Here is a 21,842-nt window from a genome sequence, read left to right as displayed (position 1 = left end):
AGTACTTTCGGTGGCGAGCTTGGGGCGGCTTTCCTGATGGGGTGGGTGCCGATTGAAAGAACTAGCACACGCCGCTCGGACATTGCCAGATTCCCTATGAACCGTGATGGATGAGCGCCGCCGACTGATAGCAAGTAGGGACTTATGAGGAATCCGGGACGCACCGCAGCACTGGCCTTGGCCGTGACCATGACAATCGGAACCGGCGCTCAGGCAGCCGCAGCGCCACCGGCATCCGCAGATGTGCCGAACTCATTGCCGACGGCGAAGCTCACCGTCCAAACGGCCAAATCGGCAACTATCAAGCGCACCACGGCAAACCTGCGGTTGCGCGAACGGGCCTCAACCTCCTCAGCCACGTTGCTGGTGATCCCGAAGGGCACCAAGCTCAGCGTGCTGGCGACCAGCAATGGTTGGAACAAGATCAAGTACGGCGGGAAAACCGGGTGGTCCGCTGGGTCATACCTGGAAAAGACTTCGTCCACCACGGATTCCAAGGGCGGTTCGGTCCGCTACACAACGGCGAACCTCAACCTGCGCACCGGGGCCGGGACCGGCTACCGTTCGCTCGGCGTGATCCCCCAGGGGGAGAAGGTCACCGTTTCGCAGACATCCAAGGGATGGGCCAAGGTGTCCTCGTCAAAGGGGACCGGCTGGTCCAGCGCCAGCTACCTGACCTCGAAGGGGTCTTCGTCGAAGCCAAGCAACCCGAAGACGGACTCCCCGGAGGGCTCGCGCTATACGACCGCGAACTTGAATCTGCGCACCGGGGCCGGAACCGGCTACCGCTCGCTTGGCGTGATCCCGGAGGGCGAAAAGGTCAATGTGCTGCGTACCTCGGGCAACTGGGCCCAGGTCTCCTCCTCGAAGGGGACCGGTTGGGTCAGCCGGACCTACCTGGGCGGTGGTGCCTCGAACACCGAACCAAAGACCCCGCCCACCGCCAAAAAGTCCGCGTACACCACGGCCAACCTGAACGTGCGCTCCGGGGCCGGAACCAGCCACCGTTCGCTCGGCGTGATCCCCAAGGGCGAGAAGGTCACCATCCACACGACCTCCAGCGGCTGGTCGCAGGTGAGCTCCTCCCAAGGCACCGGTTGGGCCAGCAGCGCGTACCTGTCCACGAGCGCCAAGAGCGACAGCCAGCCCAAGGGCGAGGACAAGGACGACAGCGTCCGCCCTATCGGGGGCAGCACCCAGTGGACCACCGCGAACCTCAACCTGCGCAGCGGGGCAGGTACTAGTCACCGTTCCCTCGGCGTGATCCCGAAGGGCGAAAAGCTCACCGTCCACCTGACTACGGCGGGCTGGTCGAAGGTGACCGCCTCCGAGGGCACCGGCTACGTCAGTGCCGACTACCTGAGCGACGAAAAGCCCTCCAGCGCGCAATACCGCTGGACAACCGGCAGCTTGCATCTGCGCACCGGCCCGGGGACCAGCTACGCCAGCAAGGGGATTCTCCCGGCCTATGGGCGCGTGCAGCTGATCAGCGCGCAGAACGGCTGGGCTAAGGTGACCAGCAGCGTCGGCACCGGATACGTCAGCTCCCGCTACTTGAGCACCGCAGAGCTGCACCCGGTGCGCAGCGATACCCAAGTGGTCATCAAGCAGCTGCGGCAGCTGTTCGCCGGTGACTTCACCTCGCTGGGCACGGTGCGTCCCGGATCCGTTGGCCACAGCTCCGGCAAAGCCGTGGACGCGATGATCGGCAACTACCAGAGCGCCGCCGGAATCGCCGCCGGAGACCGCATCTCCCAGTTCCTGCTGGATAACCGCAAGCAGCTGGGAGTCCACTACCTGATCTGGCAGGACAAGATCTGGTTGTCCGAGGCGAAGGGCTGGGAGCCGTACTCGACCTCTGGCAAGTACGGCACCCAATTCACCGACAACTGGAATGACACCACCCGGCATATGGACCACGTCCACGTGGAAACCTACGGAGATTCCGCCACCGGCGGCGCCCTGGATTACAGCGCGCTGAACGGCTAGCCAAGCAAACGGCCCCGTCCCCTGAGGGCAGGGACGGGGCCGTTTCGAGGTCATGCCACCACGCCGCGATTCATTGCGCGCGGGTTGACGGGCTACGCGCCGGTGAAAGCCTTGGGTGCTTCGTGGCTCATGGCACCCTTGAAACTCATCGAATTCAGCACCGCAGCGATGGTGCGCGGACCATCCTGGTGCAGGCAGGCACCGGCGACGAAACGGTCTGGACGCAGCAGCACCATCGGGGTGGGGCGGTCGTCAAACCACTTCTTCAAGCGTCCGGTCACGTCCGAAACGACGAGGACCTCTGGGCTCATATCGCGTTTGGCCCATTCGTACTGAGTCTCCGGGACTACCGCGACCAGCCGGGCACCCAGCGCCTGCAGGTCTTCGATGGTCTTCGCCGGCAGCACGTCGATTGGGTCATTGCCCCAGACGAGCAGCGTCCACCAGTTGCCGACGACATCATCGAGCTTGCCGATTCCCAGTTCGTCGGTGCGCACATTTGGCTGGATGAACTGGACGCCTACGGGGGAGACGCGGGTGTTGGCGGTGGCTACCGGGATCAGTTTGCTGCGCAGCGTAGCCTCGGCGCTGCCTGCCTGCGCGGTAGTGGGATCCGCGAGCACCCCTGCGGTGTAGCGCGGCATCGGCTTGAAGCGCATATCCGCGAAGTAGCTCTTGACCGAGGGGAAGAGGTTCAATACGCTGGCCGCGGTATCGCGCAGTACCACACCGGCAGGGTTGGTCATCTTGATGACCTTACCCATGGTCAGTGACAGCTCGACCATGGCCTTGGCATGCTGCTTGCGCTCGGCGGTGTAGGTATCGAGCAGTTCGTCGCCGGCCTGGCCGGCAAGGATCGAGGTGAGCTTCCAGCCGAGGTTTGTCGCATCGCGCATGCCCGAGTTCCACCCCTGGCCCATCCAGACGGGCATCAGGTGCGCCGCGTCTCCGGCGATGAGCTGGCGGCCCTTGCGGAAGTCGCCTGCCACACGGGCGTGGTGGGTGAAGACCCGGCGGCGAATATACTCAAGGGTCGTTGGGTCCGGCACATGATCGGCCAGCATTCGATTCACGAATTGAGGATCGGTGGCCATCTCTTCGGTTTCATCGTCAAGCAGCATGAACTCCCAGCGGCGAACCGCGTGCGGTAGGCCAATGGAAACGTAGGGACGCACCGGGTCGGCGCCGAGGAAGACATTCGGGGTGCCCAGCGGGTCGTTGTTGACATCGACCACCAGCCAGCGAGTCGCGGGCGATTCGCCCTCGAAGCTGACGCCCAGGCGTTTGCGGGTCGGGGACTTGCCGCCCTCGGCGCCAACGATGTACTTCGCCTCGAAGCTGCGTTCGGACTCATTGCCGTGCTCGTCGAGGACCTTGACCCGGGTGGTGACGGAGTCCGCGGTCTCGGTGACGTCGAGTACCTCGTGGCCGAACAGCACCTGGACGTTCTCGAAACGCGAGAGACCCTCAAAGAGGACGCGGTCCACCTCGGGCTGGATGAAGCCGTGCTTGCGTTCCCAGCCGAACTCGTCGGTCTGCGGATTGTTGATCAGGATGGTCTTGCCGCGGCCATTGACCAGGCGCATGATGTGCTGCGGGGTGGTATGCGGACGAACCTCATCCACCAGCCCCACGGTCTGGATGGTGCGCAGCGACTCGTCGTCCAGGCCTACCCCGCGTGGGTAATCGATGAGGGTATCGCGAGCCTCAAGGACGGTAACCGTCCGGCCATACATCCCAAGGATGTTGGCAAGCATCAGTCCGGTTGGTCCTGCACCGACGATAAGGACTTCGCTGGTAGTCGTTGACGACATCTAACCCTCACTTATTGTGTAAATAACGCACTGTAGTGAACTGCATATGCACTTAACCTGTGGTTCATCACACCATGAGGTGTGCTCTGGATCAAAGCAGGTGTTCTGCATGCCGGAACGTTTTGCCCCAACCCGGCATCGGGCCTATGCATCGAGGTCATCCAGCAACCGGGCGGCGGCAAGTTTGAGCGGTTCAATGCAATCAAGCGCGGACTGCTCGTGGAGAGTGATGGCATTCAGGCAGGCGGCGGGGCGCGCGCCCGCGCCAGGAAGCGGAATGGCCAGTCCATGCATGTTGGCCTCAACTTCGCCAAAGGTCTGCGCATAACCCTGCTCCCGGACCTGCTTGACCTGGTCGGAGTCTTCGGATGATGGCAGTTCAGCCGCGAGTAGAGCCAGTCCTGCAGCACCACGACTGACCGGATGCTGGGAGCCCTCGGTGAAGGCCACGTGGTAGGTGCCGGCGCGCGGAGAAACGACGGCCAACGAAATGGCTTTATTTTCTTCGCGAACCAGAAGAGCGACGGTAACCCCAAGTTCGTCGGCGGTTGTGCGCAGCCGGGGAGTCGCCACATTGCGAAGATGTTGATGGCCAGCGGCCGCCAAGGAAAGCAGGCCAGCGGCACCGCGGTAGCGATTGTCCTCGCCACGGTGCAATAGTTCCGCATGGCACAGCGTGTTGAGTATTCGGTAGGCGACTGTGCGATGGACATCTGAACGTTGTGCCACCTCGGTCGCGCTCAACCCATCGGAGGAGTCGGCGACCTGGCGCAAGATTGTCAGCCCGCGGGCAAGCGTTTGGGAACCAGCAGTTCGTGAGACGGTGCGTGCGACGCTCTTATCCATATGTAAATAGTGACACAAGGCATGCGTTATTCACGCGTGGGTGTTGCGCGGAATGGAACTTGCTGGGCGAAACGTGGCTTTCGGTTCCAAAAGTAGTTGTGTCTAGCTGAGTATCTTGTCTCTCACCAACAAGACTCACGGCGAACGGCCAGTGGAGTAGGCGCTCGGATCAACAATTGGGTGAACGCCATCAGATTTTGCGGCCAGGGACTCAAGCTGTGCTGTGTATTCAACCCAGATGCTCATGCTCTCTCAATCCAACGATTACAAGAGATCGGATAGGCATCAATGGTGCCCGAAGGCAGGAAAACGGCTTAATAGGTACACCGGTAATAAAGAGGAGCCGCATTGCAGAGGTAAATTGATTTCGGGTCAGAGCGCTACACGGGTTGTAATGCTGGCGTAGCAGCGCTCAATTATCAACGTCTTCCGTGAAACTTATGGAGGCATCCGGGCACCCCTCAAATTTCTGCTTTTCAGCATCCGGAATAGTACGTGGTCTTCGCCACAAATCCGTAGTTAGACTCTCTGGACTAGACGCTATAAAAATGGGTGACATGCCCTAGGCCGCCCTCGGCCAACCAACGTGCATAGGAAGGCAAAGCCAATGCGAATCTTTACCCCCAAATTAAAGAAACTCCAAGTAGTGGCCTGCTTGGCTGCGGTGGGACTACTAGCCACCGCATGCGGCGGGTCTGACACGGCAAGTTCGAACGGCGAGGAAGTTACGAAACTCGTCGTGGGAGCTGCCCCGAGTTTGTCAGGCATTGGTGTCTATGCTGGTGTAGCAGATGGATCGTTTAAAGAAGCTGGCCTGGACGTTAGCGCGGTTCCAAACAAATCCGCTAACGAAGCGATTCCACAACTACTCAACGGCGGTACCCAAATCGCGATGGTTGATGTCATTACCGCGATGCAGGCTCGTTCCCAGGGTCTGCCGGTTAAAATCGTGTCTCCTGCCGGAGTGCAGTCGACCAACGGCGAAAAGAAAGAAATGTCTGCGGCCAGCGTGATTGCAAAAGCCGACAGCAAGATCGACAGCCCTGCGGACCTAGAAGGCAAAAAAGTCGGAGTTCCTGCTCTGAAAACACAGACTTGGATGAATATCCGCGCTTCAATTGATGCCGATGGCGGCGATTCTTCAAAGGTGCAGTTCATCGAAGCTCCTCCTGCCCAGGCCGTTGATCTGGTTGTTCAAGGGGAGGTTGATGCCTCGACACCAAATGAGCCGCTGGCCTCTACGGCTATCAGCAACGGAAACGTCAAACTGGTGATGAACACCGATGCACCTGGCAATCAGGGCGCACCTACCTCGGTGTACATGGCAACTGAAGAATTCATCAACGCCAACCCAGAAACAATCAAGACGTTCGCAGACTCGATTCAGAGCGTATCCGCCAAGATCAATGATGACCGCAAGTTTGCCATCGATACGGCCGTATCCGAACTGAATTTCACCCCAGAACAGCTGACTAATGCCTTCGTTCAGGTTCTAGGCGAAGAACCGATCACAGAAGAGAACCTGAAGAAGGTTTCGGATCTAGCAACACACTATGAAGTCCTGACTGAAGTGCCAGAAGCATCTGATCTACTGGCAAACTTCGGACAGTAGAGGAATAAAGGTTCAAATGACAACGGACTCTAGGATTCAGCGTAAGGCACATGCCCCGCACGCTGAACAGAAGACAAGGCAGGCTCGTGAGCGATCTGCCAAAAAACGCAGTACACCGTGGTACTACAAAGCGCTGGCCATCGTAGCGGTGCTGGTGATTTGGCATTTGATCGCGATCAGTTCGTTGGTTGAACCTGGAAGCCTCCCTACTCCGGCCGCAGTCCTCTCAGCACTGTTTGACCTGATCCAAACTGGCACGTACTGGGGTGCCCTTGGCAAGACGGTTTCAGTGTGGGCGTTAGGCCTGGTGGTTTGCGCGGTCATCGGTATTCCGCTCGGCTTACTGATCGGAGCCTCGCTGGCAGCATCGCGCAGCACTCGGTGGATTATCGATTTTTTCCGGACCATTCCGACCATCGCGCTCCTTCCGCTGGTGCTCTTAATGTACGGCACGACGGTGCGCATGGAAATCATCATGATTGTACTGTCAGCTGTGTGGCCACTGATGATTCAGTCAATGTATGCGGTCAAGCAGATTGAGCCGCTGCATAAGTGGGTAGTGCGAGTATTCAGGCTAACCACCGTGCAGCGAATTAGATTCCTTTGGACGCCGAGCATCTCGTTGTTCATCTTGACCGGTCTACGTCTCTCGGCAACGATGGCGCTGCTGATGACCATCTCGGCAGAGTACATCGGTGGAGCCCCAGGGCTTGGCGCCGAATTGTCCGCCATGGAACAGGCTTACCGTCGACCAGAGGTATTTGCATACACCATCACAGCAGGTGTCTTAGGACTTGTCATCAACTCAATCGTTGTCTTGTTCCAACGCAAAGTCCTATGGTGGCACCCGATTATCCGAGGGGAACAAAAGGTATGAAACGCGCAAAAATCCTACTTTGGGAAATCTGGTTGCCAATAATTCTGGTACTACTCTGGTTGGTTCTATCGGCAAGTAGTACTTCAATATACTTCCCGCCACTGGCAGACATCCTTGAAAGAACCGGTGAAGTGTGGTTCTTCCAAGGCATCGTGGATAACTTGCTTCCTAGCCTTGGGCGTATCCTGGCCGGCTTGGGCTTCGCCGTAATCGTCGGCGTGGGCGGTGGCATATTACTGGGACTGTTGCCTCGCTTCGAGGAATCGATCAGGCCACTTCTTGAATTTCTTCGAGCAACACCCGGTGTTGCATTGCTGCCAATCGCAATCATTTTCCTGGGACTTGACGACAAGATGAAGATCTTCATGATCGCCCTCGCCTCGATGTGGCCGATTCTCCTGAACGCGATTGATGGAGTACGTTCCGTTGAACCGGTTCTTCTCCGCGTGGCAGAGTCCTATAGATTCTCCGTGATGGATCGCATCAGGTTCATCTACTTGCCCAACGCGGCCCCACAGATTTTTGCGGGCGCGAGGATCTCCGTCGCAATCGCCGCAGTCGTCATGGTGGTCACGGAAATGATAGGTTCCGCGAACGGGCTTGGATACTACATCCTGGATTCCCAGAGAACCTTCAACTTGTTGAACATGTGGTCGGGCATCATCATCCTCGGTCTGCTGGGCTACCTATTGAACTTCGCCTTCCGAGGTTTCGAAGGTGTGGCACTGAAGTGGCATCACCAGAAGAACGGTTAGCGAATCAATGCAAAATTCAGAAAGCGAAAAAACTATGGAACAGGTAAAAGCTCTGGGCAAGCTCGAAGTTGGTGCAGAGTTGCTTGGCATTGAGGCCCTAGGCAAGTCCTACGGAACACACGAAGTTCTGCGCAACTTGAACGTCAGCGTTCGGGCCGGGGAATTCATGTGCATCGTCGGCCCATCGGGCGCAGGAAAGACCACTTTGCTGCAGTGCCTTTCAGGCCTTTCGGCACCTAGCACCGGCGAGGTGCGATTGCATGGCAAGGTGGTGACCGAGCCGCCGGCGGAGATGGCAATCGTTTTCCAGGACTACTCTCGTTCGCTGATGCCGTGGATGAGCGTGTTGGACAATGTGATGCTCCCGCTTCGCAACAAGATCAAGTCGAAGTCCGAGCGCAAAACGAAGGCGATGACTGCACTAAACGAGGTCGGCTTGAAAAAGCATGTCTCGAAGTATCCGTGGCAACTTTCTGGTGGCATGCAGCAGCGCGTGGCCATCGCTCGAGCGCTGGCCTATGAGCCGGCAATTGTGCTGATGGATGAGCCCTTTGCATCGGTGGATGCCCAGACCCGCGCCGACTTGGAAGACCTCACGCTAAAGATCAAGAAGCATCTGGGGATCACGGTCCTGCTCGTTACGCACGATATCGACGAGGCGGTGTATCTCTCGGACCGGGTTCTTGTTCTGGGCGGTGTTCCTACGGGCGTAGTCGATTTGGTGGAAACCGGTCTCGGCGAAGACCGTGACCAGATCGAGACGAAGGCTACCCCGCGATTTGCCGAAATTCGCTCGAAGGTCTATCAGCAGATCCGGGCTAATACGATCAATGTCGCGTAATCGAATGCGGCTGTAGCCATCAGAAAGGGACGTGAGAATATCTCGCGTCCCTTTCTCGGCTATTCATGATCTGGAGTGCAAACTGGGTCTAATCCCATCTGTCCCCAAGAGACCATTTGATTTTGTGCGTCAAGCTTTGGGATCCCAGGGGGGATGCCACGTTAACGCTCCAACCTGTCGTAGACCGCTTGAACAGTGGTCTTGGTGCGTACCTTGGAGTCAGACTACGCTAAGCATCTATTGCACGGTGTTTCAACGTCCACCGAGATGCAAAATATCGAAGCCGTTCAAGAGCATTCTGGTCGATCATGCTGTGCACTTGTCTCAGACTCCGCTGGCTGACTGCTGGATCTTCCAGGCGGTGGGCACCATCGGTCGTTCAGGACGTTTCATGAGGTATCGAAATGTTCATATGGAACTAGGCTGTCGCTTTCACCGCTTGAGGCAACCTGCCAGTAGTGGAAGTTTTTGTCCTATGGAATCGTTTCTGGCCCCCACTGCAGACCTTGCATGTCAGGACTTGTCCCGCCGCTGCGTTCTCGAAATGTCTGTGTCTTCTCCCGGCATTACGAGCGCTCAAAAACCTGTACGGTGTTATGGCTGATTACCCTCTGAATTCCGAAATATACCGTTCTCACGCGTACGCGTGCACGTTCATCGAACAAACTCAAGACGTGGAAAACCCCCGACCGGTTCAAGTTTGAACCTGTCGGGGGTAGGGGCGCGCAAATACAAAATCAGGAGTTGCCGCTTGAACGCTGCAATTCATTCGAAATCTGGGAGGCAGCACGCACCAAAAGGGCCCGATGCTTCGGAAGATCGACTTCGTTGACGCCACCAGAGATACCGATGGATGCAACGGCTTTTCCTTCATGGAAGATTGGGCTCGCGATAGAGTACTGTCCCAAGGTGCTCTCTTCGTGTTCAGTGGCTAGTCGCGATGCTCGGACCTCTGCAAGCTGATTGAGCAGATCGCTAGGCCGGGTAATCGAATAACGTGTGCGGCGGGGTAGCCCTGTGGCGATTACCTTATGTATTTGTGGCTCCGGCTGGAACGCGAGCAAGGATTTTCCAAGTGCCGTGCAAACAGCTGAATAACGTCCGCCTACTGTGGCTCGTGCTGGTCGGCTTTGCAGGCTTGAGACCTTGTCTACCAGAAGAATCTGAGAGCCTTCCAGAACTGCAAGGTGAGTGGTGAGACGAGTGATTCCAAAAACTTCACCAAGGTATGGTCCTGCAATATTGCGCACCCCATGCGGACGGTTATAGGAAACCTGGTTACCGAGTTCGAACATGCGATCTGACAGACGATAGTCGGTGCCAATCCTGGATAGTAGTTCCCCCCGGACCAAGTGGGAGAGTAACCGGTGAGTTGTGGACGTAGGCAACCCGGCCAGTCGAGCAATTTCGCTGACACCGAGCAGTGAGTTGTCGCCTGTAAATACGTCAAGCAATTGCAAAGCACGCACAGTCGAAGCTGTGCCACTCGCGTCAGACTGACTAATTGTTGTGGTCATCGTCGCCCCATATCTGCGGAGTTACACATCATTTGACAGTGTGTTCTATTCCACTATTGTAGTGATTAGTATAGATACTATAGCGGTTAGTACAGTGTCGCAAGGGGGATTTTCACATTTGAGGCTTCCCTTCAATGAACGTTGAAAATTATGTGAAGTGCCGCCGATTAGGGCTTACTGATTCTGATGGAGGATCCATGAATGGCAGTCGACGTAATGCGCGAGGCGAATCAACTTTGCGTTCGATCCTCGCTGAGACCGCGGCACTGGTTAGCCAGTTTGGTTATGATGCGACCACCATTTCGAAGATCTCCAAATCGACAGGAAAACCTGCAAGTTCTCTTTATTGGTTCTTTGAGACAAAAGATGAATTAATTGCGGCTTCCTTGGAGTCCACTTATGAGCGAACAGTCGAGCGAATTCAAAAATGGGTGAAGTTCGAAGAAGGCCAAAACCTGCAAGAGCAGCTTGAAAGGATCATGGTTGATCAACTCAAGGGCGCCAAAACGGAGCGTCCGGTGCGTTTGGGCCTCATGGTGGCTTTGGAAGGCTCGGCTTATGAGAGCGTAGTTCAAGAGCCATTTCAAAATCGCCGTCGAGCTGTCAGAAGCTCGCTGCAGAAGTGGTGGCAAAACGTCGCAGAATTGCATGAATTGGATGATCCCAACGCCGTGGGAATCGAGATGATGCAGTTGACGGTAGCGTTCTTGGATGGGCATTACATTTCTGACACCGAACTAACCACAGTCAATCTCGAACAAAAGTCAGAATTCGTTGCCGCATGTCTGGTTGGAGCTTTTGCGGAGCCTAGCCGAGGAAAAAGATCAGTTGTACCTCAACAAAAAATAGTCGACCAATCTTCTAACGAAACGAAATTCGGCACCCACGAATTTTTGCTCAGTGCGACTCGGCAACTAGTTTCGGAACGTGGTTATGAGGGCGCAACACTGACTCGTATCTGTGAACGTTCTGGCATGCAACGTAGCTCCGTCTACTGGCGGTACAGCGATAAAGACCGCCTAGTGGAAGCCGCTGTGGCCGGGCCGTTCTTAAACATAATGGCGATGCCTCTTCCCGAGGATTTTGTTGGGGGACAAGAGACCATTTCGCATATTGCAACAGCACTCATTGATGGAGTGCGCGCCGGAATGCAAAATCGAGAAACTGTGCGCGCCGGACTATTGATGAAATTGCAGCACCGGACACCGCCGGCAGCGGCTAGTATCAGCATCCAAGAGGCCTTGGCAGAACAAGAAAACACGCTGGCACAATGGCTCACGGTTTCAGGTGGTTTGCCCAGCGCGCAAGCTACCAGTGCCGCTTGGGGACTCACGGTTCTGACCGAAGGGTTGATACTGGCTATCGCCTTCGGTCAGAACTATGACACGGATGTTTTGCTCCAGCGCGCCTCCGCGATGTTATCCACGGCGCTGCACCCCGCGGGAATGTCTTTGGAGCAATAAGCGCAAGCTTTCCGGATTAATAATCAAACGTTGGAACAGCACCAGTTTCGAGCTCAACTTGGAAGGTATTCATAACGCGACCAACCATCATGTAGAAACCGATGATTAACACCAATTCAACAATTTGTGAGTCACCAAAGTGCTCATACATGGGTTCAAAGAGCCGGTCAGGGGCGGTAGAAGTCCCCACCACGGCATCTACAAAGCCGATCAACTGCTCTTCGAATTGAGAAAGTTCATCCCTCTCATCGCCGAGCGGAAATTTGGCGACGGCTTCAATTTTTCGTTCGCTCAAACCGTTTCGAAGTGCAACTGCATGGTGTTCATGGGCTTGGTATTTGGCCTCGGTCAATGCTGCAACGCGGAGAATGACGATTTCCCGCAACACTGGATCCAGTGAGCTTCCTTTACTCATCTTGTGGCCTAGGTTGAAAACTTCTGCTGCTGCGTTATCTGACTGACCAATCAACTTGAAGATGTTGATCTGGCGACGTCCCTTCAATGCTTCTTTGATTGAATCCGAAGCGTCTTCGGAATTGAAATACGGAATGCGTGCCATGGAAGAACCTTCTAAAATCTAGCAGTTAGTGACTGTCACCGAGAGTACCTATGACAGAGTCCAAGAACGAGCACCCCTTCCATACTCTGGGAAATCGGGTGCGTCGCACTAATTCCAACATCTGGAAGACCCTATGTGCACGGTGAACGCGGAACTCCATACTGTGAATCAGTAGTAAATTTCCCACTGTTTTTTGAACCATCAACACACGACTCGTCCAGACTAAGGAGAATACCGTGACAACTAATTCCAAAGATATGAACGGTAGCTTCATTGAAGAGCAGAATGCCCCCCAGAACGACCCGCGAGCTTTTCGGCGGGCTCTGGGCCAATTCGCCACCGGAGTAACTGTGGTGACCACCGATACGCCGCAAGGCCCTGTTGGTATGGCAGTGAACTCCTTTGCGGCTGTATCCTTAGACCCGCCACTGGTGAGCTGGTCCATCCGCAATGAGTCGAAAAACTTAAAGGCCTTTGCCGAAGGAGAGCACTTTGCCGTCAGCGTTCTCGCCGATGACCAGGTAGACGCCTGCTCCGTATTCGGACGTCCTCAGGAAGGACAGTTCAGTGAAATCCCCTGGACCAAGTCCGCACATGGCGACCCTCTGCTAGACCAAGCTATCGCACATTTTGAGTGCACTCTTGAAGAAGCTCATCTGAGTGGAGACCACCATATTCTCATCGGTCGGGTGCATAGTTTCACGCGTTTTAGCGGAGACCCGTTGCTCTTCTCCCAAGGACAGTACAAAGTCGCAGTCGAACATCCCCAGCTGGCTAACACCGCGGCGTCAGGTTCTTCGAGCAACGGGGTTAGCAACACTACCGACGAGCCGCTGTTCGTCTCGTTGCTTAAATCCACGGAACAGTACCTCTCGGAGCAATTCGGGGAGTACCGCGATGAGCTGGGACTAGACGTTGCTGAAACCCGAGTCATTAACTTGTTGGATCTAAGTCCCTCAAACCCGGCTCAATTAGCCGCTGGTGCCTTGATGCGAGTGGATGCCATCGAAGATACCTTGTCGGATCTGGACGCTAAGGGAATCACTTCGAAGAACGCTTCAGGACTATATGAATTGACCGCGAAGGGGTGGCAAACCCGGGCCGCGCTGCTGGCTAGCGCGACGGGGTTCAACGACCGAATGCTGGAACTGGTTGATCCCAAAGATTTGGAGACTACACGTCAGGTACTCATGACGTTGTTAACGTCCTAAACCCTGAGAAATCTTAGCTACTGGTATTTACAACAAAATTTTAGGAGACAAAATGTCACGCTTATTAGGTGCTAAAAACGAACCGCTAGAAATCGACCATTCCGCTCGTGACCTTGACTGGTCAGAGTACCGGGCACGGGCTATTGCAGAGGGTGAGTCGTTCTTGGCAAAGGTTGATGGGGCTGTTGACTCGATTCGTTCGCGCCGCGGCGTGTCCGAGGAACAAGGACGCGTTTCAGACGAAACCGTGGAAGAAATGATCTCAACTGGTTTATTCCGTGCCTTGACCCCGTTGCGTTACGGGGGCTTGGAAATGGCTCCCGCCGCCTTCTTTGAAGGAGTGATGCGCATTGCAGAGGCCGATAGTTCTGCTGCGTGGATCGCAGGGCAGTTGCATTGCCATTCGTTCGAGATCGCGTTGATGAGCGAGAGGATGCAGGATGAGTTCTGGGCAGATGGTCCTGATACTCGTGCATCTAGTTCTTTTGCTCCGATTGGGCAGGTGACCGAGGTTGATGGTGGCTTTGTGCTCAACGGAACCTGGACATTCTCTTCGGGCGTTGACCACGCGCAGTGGGTGATCCTGGGTAACCGGGATAAAGCCCATGTGGTGCCGATTGAAGATGTAGCGATTGACCACAACAGTTGGGATGTCCAAGGCCTGAAAGGCACCGGCTCGAAGGCAGTGACCTTGGAGGACGTGTTTGTTCCCGAGTACCGCACCCACTTCTTCGAAGACAATTACAAAGATGAGAATCTGGGATGGCTGGTAAATAATACCCCATTGTACTGGTGCTCATTTATGTCGTTGTTCAATTCCACCCCGGCAAATACCGCGGTGGGTACTTCATTGAACGGCATCAAGACCTTCATTGAGCAGTCCAAGAAGCGACTGACCTCGCAGGGTACCGGGTCGCCAGTGGCACAGAATCCATTCCTGCATCTAAAGGTTGCCACCGCCTTGTCGACCGTGGAGGCTTTTCGGGATCGTCAGTTGAATTCGTGGCGCGAGCTATTCGACTTGGCTTGTAATGGTCAAGACGCAACACCGGAACGTCGTATGCGCTTGCGTTTTGAAACGGCAAATCTGATCGCGGTGAGTTTTGAACAATTTGCCGAATTATGGCCGGTCGCCGGTGCGGCTGCTACCTCGACGGCTAATCCATTGCAGCAGACTTTTAGGGACCTAATGGCTGCGCGTAATCATGGCTCAGCCGGTCGGGAGATGGCTGCAGGAGCATACGTAAAGGAAATGTTTGGACTGCCGGCAGCACCATTCAAGGACTTCGGAACCCTGGCCTATTACAAATAGAACTTGTGGTTTAGGCACCTAAAACCTGGCAGACGTGGGGCGCAATCTCACGTTTGCCAGGTTTTTGCTTTGCCCTCAGAACTTAGCCGGACAGTGAAGCAAGAACTTTCGTCATCCGAGTCTGCAAGGCTCGAGTAAGCCAAAGATCCCTGAGCTCAACAGCATGAAGTGCAGTGATGGTGCGGGTTCACTAATTGGGCAGTCGCGCTGCCAAAGCGATGTGTACTCGTAGTTCCCGGGAATGCTGACACAGCAGCTCTGCTGCTAGCCGGACTGTTGAGCGCGATGCAGAATCCGTAGGCCGCGCGCGTTGGTGTTGCAAGGAAAAAGTCAACCGCCGCGCTCCAGAATGACAACTTTGAACACTAGTCGCAGGCACGGATCTACCGCTTCGAACAAACGTATAACCAGGTTCCGACAGAGCACAAGAAAAATCCGGTTACAGGCCCTTTATAAGAGTCCTGTAACCGGAATATTGAGATGTAATTTAGCGAGTCACGTGGTTCGTGGCCGGTACCGATGAATTCAAATGGTTGGTCAGAAATTCAAGTACAAATTTGTGGAACAACTCTGGTTGTTCAAATTGCGGCCAATGATCGCAATTTGGCATCTCAACCAATTGCGCATTAGGAACAGTTCTTGCGATGGCGTAGGCGTTGTCCAAGAACATATTTGGTGCGTCAACCGATGCCACTACGAGCATCGGCTGTTCTACCGAGGCCCATTGTTGATCACTCAGGTGGTTACCGCCCAGACTGAATGCCAACAAGCGAGGCATTGCCTGTTTCATTTCTTCGAGCTGGTAGATGCCCAAACGAACAGCAACCAGGTCGTCAATCAAGTCCTCTTGATTGAGCATCAGTTTCTCCATGGCTGACGTGACAGAAGCCCATGAGGGTTCCGCCGCGGCAGCGCCGCGTCGTCTGCGTACATCCTCGCCGAACTTTTTCTCCATTTCAGCGTCGACAATGATGCCCGCCGGGGCCAGAGCGACCACTGCGCGGACCCGCCGAGGATGGTCAAGTGCCATCCGCGAGGCAACCCAGGAGCCCAGAGAGACACCAATGATGGCAGCATCGGCAATATCCTTGGCATCGAGAAAAGCTATGGCATGCTCGGCATAATCCGTGATTTGGTAGTCAAATTCAGGTTTATCCGTGTAGCCGCAGCCGAGCATATCAATGCCCAGCACGTGGTAGTTTTCTGCCAGGGTTTCGTAGTTGGCGCAAAAATTCTCAAGGCTTCCCGCTGTTCCATGGAGCAGCAGCAACGTGGGCCGAGTGGGATCGCCAGCTTCGATATACCGTGTGCGAACGTTGCCCGCCTGGATATATCCCAGAACGTGTTCAGTGCGGTTCAGATACGTCCAAATGCTTCGGAACCCCGAGTTCTCGGCGCTCATGAGGCTAGGGCGACGCGGGCTGCCTTGAGCTTGGCTTCCTGCTCCGCCATCCATTCGACGCGTGGGCGGGCGTTTGGATCCTGCTTGATCAATTCGTTGGTCTGACGGAGGATCTCTTCCTCTGAATCATCAAGATTCAGCGGCTCGCCCAATGGCTGGGTCGAGTACCACTCGGAGTGGGTGTAGATTTCCAGCATGTTGCCATCTGGATCGTCAATGTAGATGGACCAGGCGTTGCCATGGTTCTTGACGACCTGCACCGGAATGCCGGTTTTGACCACATGGCGCCAGAAGGCGCGCAGCTCATTGAGGTTTGGCACGAGGAAGGAAATCTGTGCGGTCGTTGGGGGAGTTCCCTCTTCGCGCCCTTCAATCAATGCCAACTGGTGGTGTTCGGTGGCGTCGCCAGTGAGGAAGGCGCCACGGCGCTGGATTCCAGCTTTGCCGGACTTGCCGAGGCCAGCATCGGAAATGATCATGCCAAATTCACGGCAGTAGAACTCGATCATTGCATCCAAGTCCTTGCAGAAAATACCAAGGTGAGCCAGACGCGGGTTGAATTCGGTGCGTGTTGCTGAATCGTTAGCAGCGGAATCGGTGACAGACATTTCAGTTCCTTTCGATGGTGATTGTTTTTGCTTAACTACCGAGGTTGTTAGGCGAAGGTTTTTTGAGGTTCGGTATTCTGCGTCGTGGTTGAGACTGTCAGTTGTTGCGACAGCTCGTTGACGTTCTGCACTGTCTCGAGATTATTGATGAGCTCCAGAGCCAGGATGCCCTGGTCCTCGGAGATCTGCTTGTTATAGCGAAGGTTGCGCCAATATTTGTTGACCACATCCGCATGGGTCACCGGGTTATCTAGCCAGCCGGTCGGATTATCACGGGAGAGTTCGACGACGCGGCCATCCTTGAGCGTGACGCGTAGGCGAATTGCGTGCAGCTTGCCTTCGGGCAGATTCGGCTCCAGCGTGACCCTGGTGGCCAGATCGAGTACCTTTGGATCGCGGATCCCGTCGGCATCGTAGTGTTCCAGTTCCGGCAAACCCCGGTAGAGCGCGTTTGCGACGCCGTAGGGAATGGTGAAGAGGAACTTCGGCTGATGATCATCGGCGGTCGGCGTTTGATTCAGGAAATGATCGATGCGTTTTGGATGTACATCGATGACCACCGAAACCACGTCATCACCTTCAAAGCCGTGTTCGTCTCGCAATGCTACGGAGCACTCGATGGGGTTGTGGTTTCCGTAGCACGAGGGATGCATTTTGTGCTGGCCGCGCACATAGTAGGTCTTGCCTAGGTCGGCCATCATGGATTCCTGCTGCGGGTCTTTGGCATACAAGTGGAAGTAGCCCAAGCGGCTTTCGAAGGCATCCTTGACACCGTTGAATCCGGCTTGCGACAGCTGGCAGCTGAGAATTCCGTTGTAGGCGGCCATAGCACCGGGAAGTTTGAACGAATCAGCGCCGTCCCAGATGCCTTGGTAAGAGCCCCCGAGCAGGTTCAACACGATGCCAAAAGCATTGCGCAGTTCATCGTGGGACAGCCCCATGAGGCGACCTGCGACTGCTACGGCGCCGAAAGCATTTGACGTGCCGCAGACTTCGAAGTCTGCATCAAAGTTAAAGGTGTTACCCACTGATACGCGGGCTGCCACGTCACCACCGAGGATGACGGCTGCCAGCATTTCTTTTCCGCTGGCGTTGACGAATTCGCCAACGTTCAGTGCCGTAGGTTCGGTGGTGCTGGCGACGTGGCCAACCATCTTGCCGGCGTTAATGCCTTCGGGTTCTGGTCCGCAAACTTCGAAGTCAAAACTACGAGTTTGCAGTGAGTTGAGCATGGCCGCGTAAGGCAAGGGCAGACGTTCGTTCGACCCGATAACGCTTGCTTGAGGTGCTCCCCCCATGGCGCGAATGACCGAGACAGCCGCATCGTTGCCAGGTGCTCCGGCGCCGGAAACAGTGCAGCTCAGCGCATCGATCAACCGCATTTTGGCAGCTTCGATAACATCAGCGCCGAAAGCCTCGAAGGGAGTGTCCAAGACATGCTGCACTAGCCTGTCGATGATCGATTGCATGTTACTCCTCAGTTGATCAACCCGTATCAGTGGAAGACGGTGAGATCAATCTATGAGTGTGCGTACGCCAGCAAAAGCACTCTTCCCAGTAGCTGGAATAATCAGTTCAAGATGCAGGTCTGAAATCCTTTGGGGCAGAGCCTGCAAGGTCTTGCATGAGGAAAAGCCACCGCCAGCAATGGTCAGGTGCACTTATTTCAGCTGCACCTGACGGTCAAGTATTTGGGATAGATCATTGGCTATACGGATCAGCAGTCCATGGGTCTGCGGTGATTCGAGCTGTGCGGGACTTCCCGAAAGACTGAGTGCAGCTATGGCCTTCCCAAACCGGAGCACGGGAGTAGCCACGCAAAATTCACCGAGGTAACTTTCTTCCCGGTTGAATGCCAGCCGCGTTTTACGGATCTCAGCCAGTGCGACTAGAAAATCTGCAGGGCGAGTCAGCGAATGCCGTGTCCGCCGAGGCAAGCCTTGGGCAATGATTCTTCGCGTCTCGGTTTCGTCCTCAAAAGCTAGCATGGACTTTCCCAGTGCCGTGCAGGTCGCTGTATACCGGGCGCCGACATGATATTTCGATTGATAGGTATGCAAACCGGAGATTTTATTGACCAGCAATAGCTGAGCCCGGTCAAGGACTGCCAAATGGACTGTGAGCCCCGTGGTTGCAAATAGCTCACCAAGAAATGGACCGGATACGTCCCGCAATCCTTGGGGGCGGGTGAATTCCAGTTGGTAACCCAACTCAAATAAGCGCCCAGAGAGTGAATAGTCCGGGCCATCCTTGGTCACCACTTCGCCGTCAACAAGATGAGACAACAGCCGATGGGTTGTTGAAGTAGGTAAGCCGGCCTGGCGGGCAATATCTGTTACACCCCATACCGTTCGGTCACCCATGAAGACATCAAGCAGTTGTAAAGCGCGGATGATAGATGTCTCTTTAGGCTCACGTACTGGTGGGACAGAGCTGGGATTGGGCAAACCTTCCACGACTGTCATCGGACTTCCTTGACTAGGGGTAAACGTAAGCTGCTGGATGGTTGTGGGATCGATATTTACGGGAAAGCTGCGCATCGAAAGAATATCGATTTGCTGTTCCGCAGAGCCGTTAACGTCTCGTCGCGGAGATGAATATAGCTGGATTGGCCATACCAATTTTTGGTTAGCAAATCATCGGTGGGAGTTCCGCAGAGTTCTCACGACTGAAAGTACGTGCTTTGGTGCGCAGATAAATAGCCTCATTCCACACTTCGGAATGTATCCGGAATTTCAAGTGACCGATTCCGAAATCCGGGAAAGCTAGAGACGAGCAGGCTTTCCCATTCACATACTGGTTTCAGAACCGAATTCCAGACACAGAATAAATCGGCGTCAGACAAGGAGCAGTTACGGTGAGTATTCAATCAGAACAAGAGCTGTCCAATATTGTTGAACAGGGCGACCCCTCGTTGGATTCTCGTGCATTCCGTCGGGCTCTAGGGCAGTTTGCTACCGGTGTCACCGTAGCAACAGCTATGACCAAGGAAGGGCCGGTCGGGCTAGCAGTCAACTCGTTTAGTGCAATCTCCCTTGATCCACCACTTATCAGCTGGTCTATCCGCAACGAGTCACGGAATCGAGGCGTTTTCACCGCCGGAGCGAATTTCGCAATCAGTGTGTTGGCCGAAGACCAGATGCAAGCTTGCGCCGTGTTCGCTAGTCCAGCAGACAATCAGTTTGACGCTGTCCAATGGCAACCTGGGACAAACGGCAGTCCTTTGCTTAACCAGGCGATCGCGCAGTTTGAATGCACCGTGGAAAACACGGTTTCTGCCGGAGACCACCAAATAATCGTGGGTCGGGTCAGTAGATTTGTCCGCTTGGCCGGAGAGCCGCTGGTGTTCTGCCAAGGCCAGTATCGGATTACGGAAGGTCATCCTCAGGTTGATGTGCCCGCCCAGTACGCGGGGAAAGAAGGGACCCTTGATGTCGATCCGATGTTCGTTTCCTTGTTGCGCACGACTGAACGCGCAATCTGGGATCGTTTTGAAGAACATCGCGAACAGCTAGGTTTAGGCGCAATTGAAACGCTGGCGCTTAATCTGTTGGCGGTTGAGCCACACAGTATCGAACAGCTAGCCTTCGGTGCCTTGGTGGGTACCGCGGCGGTTGAAGACACAGTCCGTGACCTGATATCGCGCGGTCTGGTTATGCCGGTAAGGGGCGGCTTCGGACTGAGCTACGAGGGACGAAAAAAGCGCAAGCTCTTGCAAGAACGGGCTAAGGACTTCAACGATGAACTAACCGCTGAGATCACTGCCGCTGATATGGCCGCCACTCGACGCGTGCTGCTGCAGCTCCTGACCGCATAAATCAATGATTCTGTTCTTGAACAAGCTGACCTAGGGGCAACCGTTCAAGAATTCGGATTTTCCGAATCTTACGGGCAACTAATGTACCGCTATTCGAAGCAACGACCCTGGGTTTTCTGATATCCCGCAAATTTTCACACAATTACCAACTCAAAGATTGGAAAACAGCATGTCCAAGCTCTCAGACGGATACGATCCAGGTCCACAGATTTCTCATGCCGGCGGAATCAACTTGGGTACCCAAGACATCGAAAAGTCCTTGTGGTTCTTCCGCGACATCCTCGGAATGGAAGAAGTCGAGCGTGAAGGCGACGTCGCCTACTTGCGTGCGTACCAAGAATTGGGGCACCACTCATTGGTGTTGCGCCAGCAGGAAGAGAGCGGAGTCAATTCGTTTAGTTTCCGCACCAAGCGACCTGAAGACGTGGAATTGTTTTACGAGAACCTTCAGCGTTTGGAAGTCGAAGCCCTTGAAATCCCGGCGGGAACCGAGACCGGGCGCGGAACAGCTGTGCGATTCCTGTTGCCAGGTGGAGAGCACCCATTCGAGCTGTACTATGACATGGACAAGCCCGAAGCCCCGGAGCACCTGCGCTCTCGGCTTCCGTCCAATAGTTCCACCCGTCGCGGATTGGGTGTCCGCCGATTGGACCACTTCAATGTCCAGACTTCTCCGTCGACTATTAACCAGGCCGAGAAATGGATGCGCGACCACCTCGGATTCAAACGGCGTGAATTCTCCAACCTGCCTGACAGCGACACCCTGCTCGCTTCGTGGGTCTCGGTGACTCCACAGGGCCATGATATTGCCATCGTTGCCAACCAGGAAGAGAAGAAGGGCCAGTCGCACCACTTTGCCTACAACCTCGAAAGTGCTTCTGATGCGCTAACCGCCGCAGACATCCTTCGCGACCTCGATGTCGAATATGGCTGGGGACCAGGCAAACACGGCATTGGCCAAGCAACGTACCTGCACGTGAACGATCCAGGCTCAGGACACCGAGTTGAGCTGTACGCCGGCGGGTTCCTCATCTTTGATGAAGATTGGGAAGCCATCGAATGGAAGCCTGTCGACTTCCCCGATGGCCTGGCCTGGTACGGAGAGCGTGCGAACGTCAATCCTGGAAGTCCCGATTTGCTGACTTCTGGCACTGCAGGATTAACTAATCCACTGATGCTCGCAAAGCAGTCCGTCTAGGTACTGCAACTTAGAAAAAAT

General features: G+C 55.2%; 18 protein-coding genes. 10 read left to right on the top strand and 8 right to left on the bottom strand.

Features of this window, described 5'->3' with window-relative positions:
* The first annotated feature begins 144 nt into the window (after nt 1-144).
* A complete protein-coding gene (locus CIK76_RS02110) occupies nt 145-1,989 on the top strand; it encodes an SH3 domain-containing protein (protein ID WP_096283146.1) in 1,845 nt (614 codons plus the stop codon).
* Nucleotides 1,990-2,081: 92 nt separating this feature from the next.
* Here the strand turns inward: CIK76_RS02110 and CIK76_RS02105 are convergent, their stop codons facing one another.
* On the bottom strand, nt 2,082-3,803 hold the full coding sequence (locus tag CIK76_RS02105) for a bifunctional 3-(3-hydroxy-phenyl)propionate/3-hydroxycinnamic acid hydroxylase (protein ID WP_096283145.1): 1,722 nt from the start codon (nt 3,801-3,803) through the stop codon (nt 2,082-2,084).
* A gap of 144 nt (nt 3,804-3,947) precedes the next feature.
* Nucleotides 3,948-4,649 (bottom strand): helix-turn-helix domain-containing protein, encoded by a 702-nt coding sequence (locus tag CIK76_RS02100; protein ID WP_096283144.1) that lies wholly within the window; start codon nt 4,647-4,649, stop codon nt 3,948-3,950.
* A gap of 607 nt (nt 4,650-5,256) precedes the next feature.
* Between CIK76_RS02100 and CIK76_RS02095 the strand changes: the two genes are divergently transcribed.
* From CIK76_RS02095 to CIK76_RS02080, 4 genes are read left to right on the top strand one after another with little or no spacing between them, the layout of a single operon-like run.
* A complete protein-coding gene (locus CIK76_RS02095; RefSeq protein WP_096283143.1) occupies nt 5,257-6,261 on the top strand; it encodes an ABC transporter substrate-binding protein in 1,005 nt (334 codons plus the stop codon).
* A gap of 16 nt (nt 6,262-6,277) precedes the next feature.
* Nucleotides 6,278-7,138, top strand: coding sequence for an ABC transporter permease (locus tag CIK76_RS02090; RefSeq protein ID WP_096283142.1), 861 nt, complete (start codon nt 6,278-6,280; stop codon nt 7,136-7,138).
* The gene (locus CIK76_RS02085; protein ID WP_217990329.1) at nt 7,099-7,893 is read left to right on the top strand and encodes an ABC transporter permease subunit; all 795 of its coding nucleotides are present in this window, start codon (nt 7,099-7,101) and stop codon (nt 7,891-7,893) included. Before CIK76_RS02090 ends, CIK76_RS02085 begins: the two co-directional genes overlap by 40 nt.
* Nucleotides 7,894-7,927: 34 nt before the next feature.
* On the top strand, nt 7,928-8,734 hold the full coding sequence (locus CIK76_RS02080) for an ABC transporter ATP-binding protein (RefSeq protein WP_096283140.1): 807 nt from the start codon (nt 7,928-7,930) through the stop codon (nt 8,732-8,734).
* Between the two features lie 737 nt (nt 8,735-9,471).
* On the opposite strand, the gene CIK76_RS02075 is transcribed toward CIK76_RS02080, so the two are convergent.
* Complete coding sequence (locus CIK76_RS02075; protein WP_096283139.1) at nt 9,472-10,251, bottom strand: IclR family transcriptional regulator; 780 nt, start codon at nt 10,249-10,251, stop codon at nt 9,472-9,474.
* Nucleotides 10,252-10,385: 134 nt separating this feature from the next.
* Here CIK76_RS02075 and CIK76_RS02070 point away from each other — a divergent pair, with 134 nt between their 5' ends.
* Complete coding sequence (locus CIK76_RS02070; RefSeq protein WP_096283138.1) at nt 10,386-11,714, top strand: TetR/AcrR family transcriptional regulator; 1,329 nt, start codon at nt 10,386-10,388, stop codon at nt 11,712-11,714.
* A gap of 16 nt (nt 11,715-11,730) precedes the next feature.
* Here CIK76_RS02070 and CIK76_RS02065 read toward each other — a convergent pair whose 3' ends face one another.
* A complete protein-coding gene (locus CIK76_RS02065; RefSeq protein ID WP_096283137.1) occupies nt 11,731-12,273 on the bottom strand; it encodes a carboxymuconolactone decarboxylase family protein in 543 nt (180 codons plus the stop codon).
* A gap of 236 nt (nt 12,274-12,509) precedes the next feature.
* Here CIK76_RS02065 and CIK76_RS02060 point away from each other — a divergent pair, with 236 nt between their 5' ends.
* Nucleotides 12,510-13,484, top strand: a complete 975-nt coding sequence (locus tag CIK76_RS02060; protein ID WP_141393437.1) for a flavin reductase family protein — start codon at nt 12,510-12,512, stop codon at nt 13,482-13,484.
* Between the two features lie 52 nt (nt 13,485-13,536).
* Nucleotides 13,537-14,796, top strand: coding sequence for an acyl-CoA dehydrogenase (locus CIK76_RS02055; protein ID WP_096283135.1), 1,260 nt, complete (start codon nt 13,537-13,539; stop codon nt 14,794-14,796).
* A gap of 487 nt (nt 14,797-15,283) precedes the next feature.
* Here the strand turns inward: CIK76_RS02055 and CIK76_RS02050 are convergent, their stop codons facing one another.
* The 4 genes from CIK76_RS02050 to CIK76_RS02035 form a co-directional block, all read right to left on the bottom strand.
* Complete coding sequence (locus CIK76_RS02050; protein WP_096283134.1) at nt 15,284-16,198, bottom strand: alpha/beta hydrolase; 915 nt, start codon at nt 16,196-16,198, stop codon at nt 15,284-15,286.
* Nucleotides 16,195-16,806: a VOC family protein gene (locus CIK76_RS02045; protein WP_096283133.1), complete on the bottom strand. Its 612-nt coding sequence runs from the start codon at nt 16,804-16,806 to the stop codon at nt 16,195-16,197. Before CIK76_RS02045 ends, CIK76_RS02050 begins: the two co-directional genes overlap by 4 nt.
* Before the next feature lie 47 nt (nt 16,807-16,853).
* Complete coding sequence (locus tag CIK76_RS02040; RefSeq protein ID WP_096283132.1) at nt 16,854-18,275, bottom strand: MmgE/PrpD family protein; 1,422 nt, start codon at nt 18,273-18,275, stop codon at nt 16,854-16,856.
* A 192-nt stretch (nt 18,276-18,467) separates the two neighbouring features.
* A complete protein-coding gene (locus tag CIK76_RS02035) occupies nt 18,468-19,271 on the bottom strand; it encodes an IclR family transcriptional regulator (protein ID WP_176484055.1) in 804 nt (267 codons plus the stop codon).
* A gap of 392 nt (nt 19,272-19,663) precedes the next feature.
* Here CIK76_RS02035 and CIK76_RS02030 point away from each other — a divergent pair, with 392 nt between their 5' ends.
* Together CIK76_RS02030 and CIK76_RS02025 are read left to right on the top strand one after the other, a co-directional pair.
* Nucleotides 19,664-20,623 (top strand): flavin reductase family protein, encoded by a 960-nt coding sequence (locus tag CIK76_RS02030; protein WP_096283130.1) that lies wholly within the window; start codon nt 19,664-19,666, stop codon nt 20,621-20,623.
* Nucleotides 20,624-20,792: 169 nt separating this feature from the next.
* Complete coding sequence (locus CIK76_RS02025) at nt 20,793-21,821, top strand: VOC family protein (protein WP_096283129.1); 1,029 nt, start codon at nt 20,793-20,795, stop codon at nt 21,819-21,821.
* The last annotated feature ends 21 nt before the right edge of the window (nt 21,822-21,842 follow it).

The sequence above is a fragment of the Glutamicibacter sp. BW80 genome (genome assembly GCF_002332385.1).
In the GTDB taxonomy this organism is placed as follows: Bacteria; Actinomycetota; Actinomycetes; order Actinomycetales; family Micrococcaceae; genus Glutamicibacter.
Note: the sequence above shows the minus strand (reverse complement) of the source record. Positions and strands in the feature narration are given on the sequence as shown.

Excerpts from the sequence above, each read along its gene's own strand:
- CIK76_RS02110 (WP_096283146.1), top strand. The coding sequence starts at position 145 with ATGAGGAATCCGGGACGCACCGCAGCACTGGCCTTGGCCGTGACCATG.
- CIK76_RS02105 (WP_096283145.1), bottom strand. The coding sequence starts at position 3,803 with ATGTCGTCAACGACTACCAGCGAAGTCCTTATCGTCGGTGCAGGACCA.
- CIK76_RS02100 (WP_096283144.1), bottom strand. The coding sequence starts at position 4,649 with ATGGATAAGAGCGTCGCACGCACCGTCTCACGAACTGCTGGTTCCCAA.
- CIK76_RS02095 (WP_096283143.1), top strand. The coding sequence starts at position 5,257 with ATGCGAATCTTTACCCCCAAATTAAAGAAACTCCAAGTAGTGGCCTGC.
- CIK76_RS02090 (WP_096283142.1), top strand. The coding sequence starts at position 6,278 with ATGACAACGGACTCTAGGATTCAGCGTAAGGCACATGCCCCGCACGCT.
- CIK76_RS02085 (WP_217990329.1), top strand. The coding sequence starts at position 7,099 with ATGGTGGCACCCGATTATCCGAGGGGAACAAAAGGTATGAAACGCGCA.
- CIK76_RS02080 (WP_096283140.1), top strand. The coding sequence starts at position 7,928 with ATGGAACAGGTAAAAGCTCTGGGCAAGCTCGAAGTTGGTGCAGAGTTG.
- CIK76_RS02075 (WP_096283139.1), bottom strand. The coding sequence starts at position 10,251 with ATGACCACAACAATTAGTCAGTCTGACGCGAGTGGCACAGCTTCGACT.
- CIK76_RS02070 (WP_096283138.1), top strand. The coding sequence starts at position 10,386 with ATGAACGTTGAAAATTATGTGAAGTGCCGCCGATTAGGGCTTACTGAT.
- CIK76_RS02065 (WP_096283137.1), bottom strand. The coding sequence starts at position 12,273 with ATGGCACGCATTCCGTATTTCAATTCCGAAGACGCTTCGGATTCAATC.
- CIK76_RS02055 (WP_096283135.1), top strand. The coding sequence starts at position 13,537 with ATGTCACGCTTATTAGGTGCTAAAAACGAACCGCTAGAAATCGACCAT.
- CIK76_RS02050 (WP_096283134.1), bottom strand. The coding sequence starts at position 16,198 with ATGAGCGCCGAGAACTCGGGGTTCCGAAGCATTTGGACGTATCTGAAC.
- CIK76_RS02045 (WP_096283133.1), bottom strand. The coding sequence starts at position 16,806 with ATGTCTGTCACCGATTCCGCTGCTAACGATTCAGCAACACGCACCGAA.
- CIK76_RS02040 (WP_096283132.1), bottom strand. The coding sequence starts at position 18,275 with ATGCAATCGATCATCGACAGGCTAGTGCAGCATGTCTTGGACACTCCC.
- CIK76_RS02035 (WP_176484055.1), bottom strand. The coding sequence starts at position 19,271 with ATGACAGTCGTGGAAGGTTTGCCCAATCCCAGCTCTGTCCCACCAGTA.
- CIK76_RS02025 (WP_096283129.1), top strand. The coding sequence starts at position 20,793 with ATGTCCAAGCTCTCAGACGGATACGATCCAGGTCCACAGATTTCTCAT.